The organism is Pontibacter oryzae, assembly GCF_003576375.1.
GTDB classification, from domain to species: Bacteria; Bacteroidota; Bacteroidia; order Cytophagales; family Hymenobacteraceae; genus Pontibacter; species Pontibacter oryzae.
Map to the genome: position 1 here is coordinate 95,865 of NZ_QWGE01000006.1, position 12,963 is coordinate 108,827.

Below are 12,963 nucleotides of genomic sequence, written 5' to 3' on the forward strand. Positions count from 1 at the left end.
CGTATGAAAAACAGTATCGCTATTAAAGCTCAAAACATAAGCAAGTCTTTCCACATTTCCCAAGACAGCCATAATACAGTTAAGCACAGGCTATTCAATATTTTTAAACCGTCTGGAAAAAAAATTGTACCAGCTGTAAAAAACATGTCACTCGAGATTATGCAGGGTGAATGCATCGGGCTACTCGGTAGAAATGGTTGTGGCAAGTCAACGCTAGTCAAACTACTGGCAGGGGTTTACCCTACTGATAGTGGCCACATAACTATTAATGGCTCTACTATGCTTATGAACTTGGGTGTTGGCATGAGCCATGAGTTAACAGCTAGAGAGAATATTTACGTTTCTGGATCTGTACTTGGCCTCAAAATAAAGGAAATTGATACCATTTTTGACCAGATTGTTGAATTTGCTGAATTAGAAGGCTTCGTAGATACTAAGATCAAATTTTACTCTTCTGGTATGGCAGCCCGCTTAGGCTTTTCCATTGCCGTAAATGCGGGCGCCGATATTATGTTTCTAGATGAAATTTTCGCTGTCGGAGATGCTAAGTTTCAGGAGAAAGCTATCAGAGTTTTTGAAAGTTCCTGGATTAATGGCAAAACTGTAATTCTTGTTAGCCATTCCATGGATGTGATTCAGCAATATTGCACGAGAGCGGCATTTCTAAAAGATGGAGAACTTAAATTCTTTGGAGATACTCAAGAAGCGATTAACCTTTACCTGAAGGACAATGAGATCGCTTCTGAAACCACGGCTCCGGCTTTGCAAGAAGCACAGGCTGTATAAGCACGAAGAATTTAAAGGACCCTTTGCTAGCATGTAAAACGGTTAATAAACGCTGAAGTATAAAAATTTATACTTCGGCGTTTTTCTTATCGGTTAAAAGAAAGACAACAAAAAAGCCACTTATCATTCCTCCTACACTTCTATCGAAGTAAATCTCAGTAACCCAGGCAAGCGCCAACGTTATCAGCATCATCAATGCCAGGATATCGTGGTATTTAACTGCCTCTATTAACGGAAATATTACCCAGGCAAGCAAGAAGAATGCAAAGCCAATCAAACCCATACTATATAGAATGTCTAGGTAGTTGTTATGCACATTCTTATTTGTTTCGATAGCGAAATAAAAGTCCTTTTGCTTATATTTTTGTATAAGTTCCTCTTTTTTATCCCCTAAACCTACTCCTATTAGCGGGTTTTCTTTAAACAGCTCCCAACCGCAATTCCAAGCCGCTAACCTAAAATTAGTACCATTCCATTGGTCGGGAGTCAGTTCCATAAAGTAATGGCTTTCTGTACCTATATGATCGTATTCAAACTTACTGTAGGCAAGCTCTTTATACCTATTAAGCATTAATGGCTCAGCTTTAAAAACGATGAAGGCACCTACCACAAGAGCAATAAACAGGGCAACCCCATGTACAAATAATTTCTTGTTAAGTATATAGTATATGCTAATCCCTACACACATCACAAGTAAAATTGCTAAGTTAATACGGCTACCAAGTAAGTAGCTTATGCCAGTAAGAAATAAGATGCTGCAAAAGACTCCTGCCCTAAATGACACCTTTCGGAAAAGCAGTAAGTATAAAAAAATGTAGATCGCAAAATTTACCAAAAGTGCTACATACACCGATTGATGCCCAATTAACAGTGTTAGGTTATCGTTATACATAGCATCTGCACGGCCAAGGATAAAATAGTTGTATAATGCATACCCAAAGCATAAAACACAAACCAGGGTGGTTATATAGGCAAAAGTTAAAAGGGCCTTCTCTTTAAAAGTTGCACTAAGTTGCAGCAGCCCTAAGCTAACAGGGAAAATCACTAATGGTAAACGCAAGGTTAAATAATTTATACCCTGGCTTAAGTTATATGATAATGCAAAGCTTACCAGTATAAGTACTGAAAAAAAAATCATGGCTTGTACACCTTTTCTCTTTTTTAAAAGGCTGAGCTTTTCACTCATCGGAAATGCTACATAACTGTAAATAGTTATGCCCGCTGTTATTACAACGTTTGCAACTCTAAGCCACGATACTAACAGCGTGAAGAAGAATAAGCTAATAAGTATGTACAGTTTTTTTTCTTGCGGAGTCATGCACTAGAAATTATCAGAGTGCAAAAATACAATATCGATCGGTTTCAAAATCAAAAAACTCAGAATAAGAAAGTAGCCCCACACTCGAAGCGCCAAATCCATCTTCGGCATCAGCGCACATACAAGCTCTTACCCCTACTGAAGATTCAAAAATAAAAAGTCAATAAAAACAGGCTTTACAGGTAGCTAAAAGCGATTTTGAAAAATTTTTTGTTTTTTTCATCCAATTATAAAACATCTGCGAACCACTGCCGTAAATATAGATACCTTTGGCTAAAAGTTGAGAACCTGAAAGTATGATTGTTCAGAAGGGACAATAGATACTTTCAGGTTTTTCTTTTTTACACCTCATTCTCCGACTACTCTATGTTCTTTCGCGTAAGCGATATCACATACACAATACCTATCGCCAGGAACACAACCATCAGAAACACATCCAGCATGGTATACTCTCCGGTTAGCACGCGGTACCCATTCAGGCCAGCAAAAATAAAAGACACAATAGTCATCACGATACGATAAGTGCGTCGGCTCTTCATAAGATTCAATTAAAGTTTCCGGGCTAAGTTAGCATATAAAACAGTATCCAGAGCGTAATAAGCATAGTGGCTGCTATATTCAGGATTACGCCTGCACGCACCATTTGCCCAATTGGCACCTGCTTGCTTCCGTATACAATGGCATTAGGCGGCGTGGCAACCGGCAGCATAAAGGCCATGCTGCAAGCCAGCACCGCCCCGAGCACCGGGTACAGTAGCGGAAGATCGAGGCCATGCAGCACCCCGATGATGATAGGCACAAACGTAATGGCAATGGCCGTGTTAGAGCTGATCTCGGTAAGCATGAGCACCAGGAAAACCAGCACCAGAACCAGCAGCGCCTGTTGGTTAGGGTCTACGAAGGCTGTCATGGCCCGCCCGATGATGTCCGCCAGGCCGGAGGTAACCACCAGTTGCCCAAGCGCCATTCCACCCCCGAAAAGCAGGATGGTATCCCAATCAATCTTCACAAGGTCTTCGGAAGTTAGTGTGCCGGCTCCCATGTTTTCCTTGCCGGGCGGGATCAGGAACAGAAGCAAGGCTGCCAGAACCGCCACAGTGCTTTCGGCAAAGTAAGTATCCATGAACGCGTAAGCCTCCTGCATGCCCAGCAAGTTAAACACGCCTGGGGCCAGCCAAAGTATAACCGCAAGAATGAATACGCCCATCGTTATTGACTCGCCTTGTCGCAGCTTCTCTCGCCGCGACAACTGTTCGGCCACATACGTTCGAACCACTTCTTGCCGGTACCCGGCCTTTCGCAGAAAATAGCGCATATAGAGCAGCAAAAAGCCATACATACTCAGCGATATAGGCAGCACCAAGTACATCCACTGCAGAAAATCAATCCGGATGCCCTGCTCTGCCAAGTAATTTACACCGATCAGGTTTGGCGGCGAGCCGATGATGGTGCTGATGCCCCCGATGGATGCGCTATAGGCAATGCCTAGTAAGAAGTATACCGCAGGGCCTTTTCCGGCCTCGTTGGGAGGGCAAACCAATTGGGTAACCCCAAGTATAAGCGGCAGCAACATGGCCACCGTAACCGAGTTGCTCACCCACATCGAGAGCAGAAAAGAGATAAAGGAGAAGCCCAGAAACAACCGGAACAGGCTCTGCTGGAAAAAGCGGCGCGAAAGTATAAATAAGGCAATGCGCTTATCCAGGCCATGGCGCGTCATGGAGCGGGCCAGCAAGAAACTACCGATAAAGAGCAGGATTATAGGGTGGCCCAGGTTCTGAAAAGCTGTACTTATTTCGGCAACACCAAGCATCACAGCCAGCAGCACGCCCAGAAAGGCTGTCATGGAGAGCGGAATCACCTCGGCTATCCAAAACACCAGACAAAATGCCATGATTGTAGCAACAACTCGTGCCTGATAAGGTAGTACTGGTGTAAGCCACCATACTAGTAACGCAAGGAGTGGCGCTAATGCCAGCCCCAGGTTTCGACGTGAAAGAGACATAGATGGATAGTGCTATACTTTTACTTCCCTTAAAGATATAGAAAAGTAAAAGTACAGCAATTTGCAATTACCCATAGAGCAAGCTTTAGCGCTTCAGGTAACGCTCCTGTATAACTTTCTGGTGGTGCACTTCGTGGCCAAGTATGACATAGCCCAGTGCCCGCACGCTTACTTCCAGGCCGCTGGCCATGCCACGCTGCTGCAGGGCCTCCTCATCGAAGCTTTTGAACAACTCGATAGTGGCAGTACGCAAGGAAGTATACTCGGCAATAATGGAGTTTATATCACGCACATCAGCTTTTGCCGGCGGCATGTAGGCATTCTCATCGAAGCCGGGCAGTGAGGTTTTGTCTTGGCGGGCAAAGCGGAGGGCACGGTACGTAAAAATTCGCTCCACGTCCATCACATGCACCATTACTTCTTTGATGCTCCACTTCTCCGGTTGGTAACGGTAAAGCAGTTGCTCATCGGTCAGTCCTTGTACCAGCCCCGTAATAAAGATATAGCTGGCTGTAAGGCCTTCGATCAGGTCATCTGTTTTGGCCTGCTGCACATAGTTGCCCAGGTAACCATTATATTCTTCCGCCGCTGGGGGCGTGATTGCTTGTTGCGTCTGCATAACTGATTTTCAGTAAGTATAGATGCCGTACAAGGTACGAATTTATACTATATAGTTCGTAAGGATGATAGTAGTGGAATTGAAGCTGTGTGGTTGGGTTAACAACCCTAATTCATTTATCCCTTCAACTTGACTAAGGGTATCTTTTCCAGCCACAGTTCATGCTCTGCCTTATATTCTCATTGGTTGCATTTCTAATTTTGGTGCCCTCAAGCCCGGGGGGGGCTCGTCCTTGGGCATCGCGCTGTGTACATTCCCTGTCCTCGTGCCTCGGACTGACTCACTGCGTTCGTCACCGGAAATCTACAAGGCGCTCTTTTTCGAGGGCCCCTACCCCCACCCAAGGACTGGGATCATTTTAGTAGCTACCACTTTTGCAACTACAACCATTTTGTAGAGACAGGTCGCGACCTGTCCTTGCGTTAACCGCTACTATGCAAAGCCACAGGCTGAAAACCTGCTGCATGTGGGGAAAGCTTGCGGCATGTGAGGCTCTAACGCTGCCGCAAGCTTTCAGCCTGTGGCTAAAATGATGTTGAGTTTGTAACTCAATTGGGCCACTGGCCAAATTACAACTGCAACAGTACAAGCTCTGTTAAAGCAGAAGGCATTGCCATTTCATCCTGCAAAAAAAATCCCCTGCACTTTACCAGCACAAGGGATTTAAATAGATTTTTATAAGTATACTACTGCCCAACAACAAAAACCGCGTTGCCGAACAAGAGCTTGCCGCCTTGCCAGAATCCTCTGAAAAGCGGGTTATCTGCCAGGTAAACCACTTCGCCGCGCCCCATGTTTTGGGTACCGATAATGAGGGCATCCTTCAGCTTATCTTTCGCCTCTTTACCTACAAAGCCTGTGGTATAATTATCCTTCTTGAGCACGCCTACGTTCCAGCCATCCGCTAAAAACTCAAAGGCGTTAGAAGAACGAACCAAGGCAAAGTAATTGTCGCTATAGCCAAAGGCCAGCGGGTGCGTTTTATCCAGGTCTATGCGGAATATGCTGCCTTGCACTTCGCTATCCAGGGCTGCTCGTTCACGGTTTGCATACGCACGCAGGTTTTTATAAGGGTCTTTTTCCTTGCCGTTGCCTTTCTCTTTGTCCTGCTCAGCATCTGATTTGCGCTTCAGCTCGAAGCCTTTTTTGCCAGCCAGGTAACTCATGGCGCTTTCCAGGGCGATCAGTTTGCCACCGCTGCGCACCCAATCCTGCACTTTCTCCAGCGTTTTCTCATCCAGCACGTTTCCGTAAAACCCAGACGGTAAAATCAGGACGTCAAACTCATGCAGCGGCACCTGGCTAAAGTATGAGGTGTTCAGCACCGTGACTGGGTAATTTATCTGCTGCTCAAAGAAGTGCCATACTTCTCCGAAACCATACGGTGATATACCCTCACCCGACATGAGGGCCACTTTTGGCATTTTCAGGGAGCGCACGTTGCCAGAGCCAAAGTCTGCGCCGCTAGTTACAAAGCCTGTGGTGGTGGCGCCAAGCTGCACGTTAAACTGTTGGGCAAGGCTGCGAACCGTGCTGTCAAAGGCACCACCCATGCGCTCGTTTCCGGTGCGGGTGATGATTACGGTGCCCGGTTCATACTTGGTGCCATCAATCTCGAAAGGGCGCTCGGCCATGCGCACCTTCACACCTTTTTCCATCAACTTGGTTGTAAACTTCAAGTCTTGCAGGCTGTGCCAAGGTGCCAGGTAGGCGTATGGTTTTTCAATCGTGATGCTGGTGCTTTCTGTAGCAGGCTTGGTCTGGCTCATGTCCACTTTCCCTCTCACGGCATAGGCCTGCACGCCGTAAGCATACGGCAACGACCAGGACGTAATGTCATAGGTCAGGGAGTCCTCGAGGCTGGCATTCGGCTCGAAAAGCACTTTTACCAAAATCGATTTTGGCTGATACATGCTGATAACCACATCCTCTGGTGCCAGCTTTATACTTTCGGTTTTGCCATTGCTGTAATTATAGCCTTTCACGGAGTTTGATTTGCCCGCGTAGCCATAGGCAATGCCTTGCTGGCCCAGGTAATCGGTTAACATGCGCAAGTTTCCAATGCTGCCGCTACTGCTCTTTATCACAAAGGATTTATAGTTGCCCTCTGGGTTCTTGAGGCTGCTGTCATAATATTTCCTGAACTCCTGCTTCAGTTGGTCGGCTTTCTCGGACGTGGCTTGAATGGTTGCTTTGCTGGCCGCCACGTGGTGCGCAATGCGGTCGTGCAGGGTAAGCGTATCGCCATCCTGTTTCTTGTACGCCAAACCGGCCCGGCCAGAGCCGCCCTGCTCATAGGTCATGCCAATGGCACCGTTATAGGTTGGCCAGGTATCGCCGTAGCTCGGGTAAAAAAGGTCGAAACTTTCGCGGGTGAAGTATAACCAGTTATTTTTATCGAAATACTGGCGGTTGTACTCGCCAATGGTATTTTGGAACTGGCGCTGCCAAGGTGTAATGCTCTCATGGAAAGGTTTAGCCGCCGGCGAGAAATAGTACGGAGACTCCACACCCATCTCATGGAAATCGGCGTGTACCTGAGGCAGCCAGTTGTTGTATACTTTTAACCTTTCCTGAGACTCTACTTGTGTTTGCCAGGCCCAATCGCGGTTAAGGTCGAAGTAATAGTGGTTTGGCCTGCCGCCCGGCCACGGCTCGTAATGCTCCCAGGCATAAGGCGAGGCGTTACCGCCGCGGTTAGATGCCTGCTGGTACCACTGCACATAGCGCTCACGGCCGTCAGGGTTTACCATCGGGTCAAGTATAACCACCGTGTTCTGCAGCCACTGCTTACTTTGGGCATTGCTTGGGTTTACCAGGTCATACAGCACCTGCATCACCGACTCCGAGCTTACCGATTCATTGCCGTGCACGTTGTAGCTGAGCCAGGCAATAGCAGGCTGGTTGCCCTGCACCTGCCCTGTTACTAGCTGGGCCTGGCGCAGGTTGTTCTCCCGGATTTGCTCCAGGCGGGGCAAATTTTCGTCAGAAGCTACGAAGGCCAGCATCAGGGGGCGGTTTTCATAGGTGCGGCCATACTCCTGCAGCTTTACCCGGTTGGGAGCTTGCGCGGCAACATATTTCACATAATCCAGGATGCGGTTTTGCGTGGTAAACTGCTCCCCCAGCTCGTAGCCCAGGAACTCAGCCGGCGACTGCAATGCCTGCTGCGCCACAGCCAGCTGCACGTTAAGTAGAACCAACATCAAAGCGGCCATGCGCTTCAGCGGTGTAAATATCATGTATGATTAGATGTTAAATGAATGATGTGCTTATTTTATACACAATCTGGACAAAAAAGGCGAATAAGACAAACAATGGCATCATTTGGCGCCATTGTTTGTCTTATTCGCCGCTTATACTTTGTTTCAAAGATGTTTAAACAATTGTGAAATTTTTAGTAGCTTTGCACCCGAAACCCGATTTGGGTTTCCAATCGCCCTATCCCCTACAGAAAACAAATTCCATGTTATGGCTTTAGGCCATGCCTTATAGCGTTCAGCTTTTTCTCGACTCAGCTTTTAGGTGACACCAACTGAATTTAAACTGACGGCAAGAAGGCATTCGGGCGATAATTGAAGAGAAACTAAACTAACTAAGCTACACTCAGACCCGGCGTTTTGCGCCGGGTTTTGTTTTTTATTCGCTAGTCGCGTAAAAGCAAAGTATGCAAGGCGTATTTCTCAAAATGATTCGGGTTGTTAGCTGGGCGCTACTTATAGTTGCTGGCCTAATGCTTGCTTTTGTAGTTACTGCCTTTGTGCTAAGCAGCATCCCGGTGAATAGCGGCTTTGCGCAGCCCCCTGCCCAGCAAAACCAACTGGAGATATTTGTTACCTCCAACGGTGTGCATACAGATATCGTGGTGCCGGTGGCAACCTCATACATCGACTGGCGCACTAAGCTGCCCTTACATCAGTTTGAGGGCATCGATAGCAGTTATCAGTACATCGCCTTTGGCTGGGGCGACCGCCGCTTTTACATGGAAACACCTTCCTGGACCGACCTTACCCCATCAGTGGCTCTTACTGCAGCGCTCTGGCCCACCCGAGCCGCCATGCATGTAGAGTATATCAAACATAAACTGATACCCACTAAACGACAGCAGCCGGTATATATCTCCCCAAAGCAATACCTACAGCTGATTCATTATATTGAAGCATCGTTTGTGCAGCAGCAGGGGCAATTCAAGCATATTCCAGGGTCTGGCTATACGCCGCAGGATACATTTTATGAAGCGCACGGCAGGTTCTATATACTTAATAATTGCAATAATTGGGTAAATAATGGACTGAAGCAAATGGGCTTTAAAACAGGATTATGGGCCCCGCTGCCCTTTGCCGTGATGCGCCACCTCCGCTAAAAGAAAAACCCTGGCAAGCGCCAGGGTCCTTTCTTCATCAATCACTAAACACAATTACTATCTTTATTTCATCGGAATTTCTATTAACAGCAGTTCTGCATCAGCCGAGGATTTTATACTTACCCAATCGGCATCGCTAATGCCCATGCCATCTCGCTTTTCAAGTTTTTCGCCGTCAATCTCAACTTCCCCTTCCAGCACAAAAGCATAAACCCCATTACCTCGTTTATGCAGTTGGTAATCTTCCGAAAAACCGGCTTTTAAACTCCCAAGCGTAAACCAGGCATCCTGGTTAATCCAAAGGGCATCACTTCCTTTTTCCGGGGAAATTACGGTTTGTAGCTTGTTTTGCCGGTCTTCCGGCTTGTACGCCTTTTGCTCATACCTTGGCTGGATGCTCTGCTCTTTAGGAAACACCCAGATCTGCAAAAAGTTTACAGGTTCTGTTTTAGATGCGTTAAATTCGGAGTGCGTCAGTCCGCTACCTGCCGACATGATCTGCACTTCGTTCGTCTCGATCACTTCGCTGGTGCCGGTGCTGTCTTGGTGGGCAAGCGCGCCTTTCAGGGGTATCGACACAATCTCCATATTATCGTGGGGGTGCGTGCCAAAGCCCATGCCCGGCGCTACAATATCATCGTTTAGCACGCGCAGCAGGCCAAAACCCATACGCTCCGGATTATAGTACCTTGCGAAGCTAAACGTATGGTGTGAGTTTAACCAGCCGTGGTTGGCATGCCCGCGCGTATCTGCTTTATGGATTATTTTCTTGCTCATAGTTTTATACTTGGTTGCCAGAGTCGTTTTGTGGCCATTGCCCTTTAAATGCCATTTCTTCGAGTGGCTTGCGGCTTCGTTTTGCCAGTTCGCGCGCCTTCAGGTTTTCCGGAAGCGAATCCGGGTCGCCAACATAGCCTATTGCCCCCATCGATACAGCTTCGTAACCGTCTGGAATGCCCAGCGCCTCGTGCGCCTTACTCACGTCGAAGCCACCCATCAGGTGCACATGCAAGCCCAGGTCCGTAGCCTGGAGCAGCAGGTTGCCAGTTGCTAGCCCCACATCGTGCCAGGCGTGCTTATTCGGTTTCCCGTTCAGGTCGTAATGTATTTTGGCCACTGTAACAAAGAGTGCACCGGCATTCTTGGCCCAACTGTTCCCTTCCAGCAGGCAACCAAACAAACGCTCAAATTTCCCCTTGTCATCCTTTGTAGCATAAATAAATCGCTAGGGCTGCTCGTTCATGGCAGAAGGTGCCCAACGCGCAGCTTCAAATAGCGTAGCAAGTTGGGCTTCACTTATGCTTTCGTCTCGAAACGCTCTTGGGCTCCAGCGCCGCTCTATTAAATTATGTATGGCTATAGTATCTTCTGTAGGTGTATTCATGTCTTGTTAATTAAACCTCTTACCTTATTACGTGTTTAAGCTATGAGCTAGAGACGCAATTTAATGTACATACATTTAATGTACAAACACAACATGCATTTAGTTTCCGACAGAGATAATTATTTTATGCTAAAACTGGCATGTCACAACTCCTGAGCACATTATTTCATTGTAAAATGAAATAAACGACATAGTGTTCATACATTGCAGACAATATTTATATATATTGGGCACTTGAAATCAACCCGTATAAACTGCTCCAATTCTACGTCTTTTACTTTTATGGAAACATCCGCCCAGTTACATTACAATGGCTCCACAAACGAAAATCTTTTCGGGATCTCGGCTAAGGTAGCCGATGCCCTTCAGCATGCCATCACCTTTACACATACTTACCCCAACCCGGATGCTTCGGCACTCTCTTCGGCAATTGCTGCACGCCTTGCCGTAAATCCTTCTCAGGTTGCAATTGGCAGTGGGTCTGCGGAGCTTATCTCGCTGCTGGTAAGAGCTATTTGTAAACCACACCCCGATAGCAACATTGTATCCGTAATGCCAACCTACCCGCTTTACCGGCTCGAGGCAGAGGCATTGGGAGTGCATTACAAAACTGCCCCACTCAACAGCAAGCATGAGCTTGAGATAGAGTGCCTCCTGCAGCAGATTGACGAGAAAACACGTATAATTTTCTTGGCTAACCCCAACAACCCCACTGGTAACTACCTGACGCAGCCACAACTAGAGCGCCTGTTACAGGAGGTTCCGCCGCAGGTGCTTCTGGTGCTGGACGAAGCTTACGTGGAGTATACCACTGCCCCGGATTTTACAGATGGGATGGCTTACCTAAGCCAATATCCAAATCTTGTTGTGCTACGAACATTCTCTAAAGCTTATGGCCTTGCTGCTCTACGTGTTGGCTACCTGGTGGCCCAAGAGCAGCTGGTACAGAAGATTCTTACCGTAAAGCTGCCCTACAATGTAAATCAATTTGCTCAAATGGCCGCTCTGGCTGCCCTTGAAGATCAGGAGCATTTAAACCATACTGTATCTGAAACGCTTATAAGCAAAGCGCATTTGCAGCAACTACTGGATGCATGCGGTGTGCAGTGGTGGCCTTCAGAGGGTAATTTTCTTTATGTTGATGCAGGTGTTCCGGCTGCCGGAGTAGTGGCGGGCCTGGCCCAGTATGGCATCCGCGTGCGCGAAATGGACAGTAAATTTCATTTCAGAATCACGGTAGGCACCCACGAGAACCAGCAACACCTCCACGAGAAGCTCAACGACATACTTGCACCTGCCCAAATCTGGCCCGACAAAGCACTTGCACAGATACTTGAGACAGGTTATCAACTACCAAATATAGAAGACGTGTTTCAGGGGCTTGCCGCCGTTGCAGATCTTGCCGAAACAGCCAATAGCATTGGTACTGCCGCCGAGCGTATTGCACTTGCCTTTGCGCGTGCCTTCAGCGCCTGCCTTGGCCCGGAGGGCAACGAACACGCCGGCAACCTGTATAGCAGCACCTATGGCGAAACCGACATGATCTCAGCGTTCAACGTGTTGGTGAAATCGACGCCACTCGTTACGTTTGGGCACTTGTTCGGGAATCTGGCTATTGCCAAGGCTACAGAGCAGTCTAACGACATTCATATATTGGACTTGGGTATCGGCAGCGGCTTGCAGTGGCTACATTTGCTTGATGTATTGGCAGCCCGCCCCGGCAAAGCCCCTAAAATAAGTATAACCGGCGTGGATATTCCGGCAAGCACGGGCACGCCTGATGCACGCCTGCGCCAGGCCGGCTGTATGCTGCAGCAACATGCCGCACGCTTAGGCTTGGAGTTTCATTACTCGTGCCTGGCAAAGCGCCTGGAAGACGTAACGCTGCAGGATTTATACTTCTCCCCTACCGAGACGCTTGTTGTGAACTCAACCTTTACGCTTCATCATTTGCCAGATAAGCTGCAAGGCGAGGTGGACTACCGCGACAAAGTATTGCAACAGGTTAAAGCCCTTAAACCCGCTATCGTTACGCTAACCGAGCCGGACTCTGAGCATAACAAGCTAAACTTTTTGCCTCGCCTGCGCGAATCGCTGCGGCATTATTACACTGTTTTTGATGCTCTGGACACTTTACTACCACGCTTTATGCCTGAGCGCCAGGTTATTGAGCAGGAGTTTTTTGGCCGTGAGATCATCAATGTGATATCTTGTGAGGGATCGCAACGCGTAGAGCGCCACGAGCGCCACGAGGCCTGGCGGCAGCGCCTTGCCCGCAATGGCTTTGCTCCCGCAGACCACCTGATCAAACCTAAAGACATACACCAGGCGCTGGAACTGCACCCTAACTTCTCGTTGCAGCCAAACGGTGCCGGTTATACTTTGTGCTGGAAAGGTACGCCCGTGGTGGCAGCTACGGCATGGGTATAAGTATAAATCACACGTGATACTACAAACGGGCCGCCTGCAATGCGGCCCGTTTTCATTT

At 47.8% G+C, this 12,963-nt stretch carries 9 protein-coding genes and 1 pseudogene; 3 read left to right on the forward strand and 7 right to left on the reverse strand.

Features of this window, described 5'->3' with window-relative positions; genetic code table 11:
* Nucleotides 1-3 precede the first annotated feature (3 nt).
* Entirely contained in the window at nt 4-786 is a 783-nt protein-coding gene (locus tag D1627_RS16760; RefSeq protein WP_119433436.1) for an ABC transporter ATP-binding protein, read from the forward strand.
* A gap of 67 nt (nt 787-853) precedes the next feature.
* Here the strand turns inward: D1627_RS16760 and D1627_RS16765 are convergent, their stop codons facing one another.
* From D1627_RS16765 to D1627_RS16780, 5 genes are all read right to left on the reverse strand, one after another.
* The gene (locus D1627_RS16765) at nt 854-1,972 is read right to left on the reverse strand and encodes an O-antigen ligase family protein (protein ID WP_158607207.1); all 1,119 of its coding nucleotides are present in this window, start codon (nt 1,970-1,972) and stop codon (nt 854-856) included.
* Nucleotides 1,973-2,463: 491 nt separating this feature from the next.
* Complete coding sequence (locus D1627_RS18300; RefSeq protein WP_147383357.1) at nt 2,464-2,643, reverse strand: hypothetical protein; 180 nt, start codon at nt 2,641-2,643, stop codon at nt 2,464-2,466.
* Between the two features lie 23 nt (nt 2,644-2,666).
* Complete coding sequence (locus D1627_RS16770) at nt 2,667-4,109, reverse strand: SLC13 family permease (protein WP_119433438.1); 1,443 nt, start codon at nt 4,107-4,109, stop codon at nt 2,667-2,669.
* Between the two features lie 85 nt (nt 4,110-4,194).
* Nucleotides 4,195-4,728, reverse strand: a complete 534-nt coding sequence (locus tag D1627_RS16775; RefSeq protein WP_119433439.1) for a DinB family protein — start codon at nt 4,726-4,728, stop codon at nt 4,195-4,197.
* Nucleotides 4,729-5,414: 686 nt separating this feature from the next.
* Entirely contained in the window at nt 5,415-7,970 is a 2,556-nt protein-coding gene (locus D1627_RS16780) for a M14 family metallopeptidase (RefSeq protein ID WP_233555677.1), read from the reverse strand.
* 425 nt (nt 7,971-8,395) lie between these two features.
* Between D1627_RS16780 and D1627_RS16785 the strand changes: the two genes are divergently transcribed.
* Nucleotides 8,396-9,091, forward strand: coding sequence for a TIGR02117 family protein (locus D1627_RS16785; RefSeq protein WP_119433440.1), 696 nt, complete (start codon nt 8,396-8,398; stop codon nt 9,089-9,091).
* A gap of 63 nt (nt 9,092-9,154) precedes the next feature.
* On the opposite strand, the gene D1627_RS16790 is transcribed toward D1627_RS16785, so the two are convergent.
* Both D1627_RS16790 and D1627_RS16795 read right to left on the reverse strand, forming a co-directional pair.
* Nucleotides 9,155-9,868 (reverse strand): pirin family protein, encoded by a 714-nt coding sequence (locus D1627_RS16790; RefSeq protein ID WP_119433441.1) that lies wholly within the window; start codon nt 9,866-9,868, stop codon nt 9,155-9,157.
* 4 nt (nt 9,869-9,872) lie between these two features.
* Nucleotides 9,873-10,475, reverse strand: a pseudogene (locus D1627_RS16795) (nitroreductase family protein).
* Between the two features lie 282 nt (nt 10,476-10,757).
* Between D1627_RS16795 and hisC the strand changes: the two are divergent.
* On the forward strand, nt 10,758-12,905 hold the full coding sequence (hisC, locus tag D1627_RS16800; protein WP_119433442.1) for a histidinol-phosphate transaminase: 2,148 nt from the start codon (nt 10,758-10,760) through the stop codon (nt 12,903-12,905).
* Nucleotides 12,906-12,963: the final 58 nt, after the last annotated feature.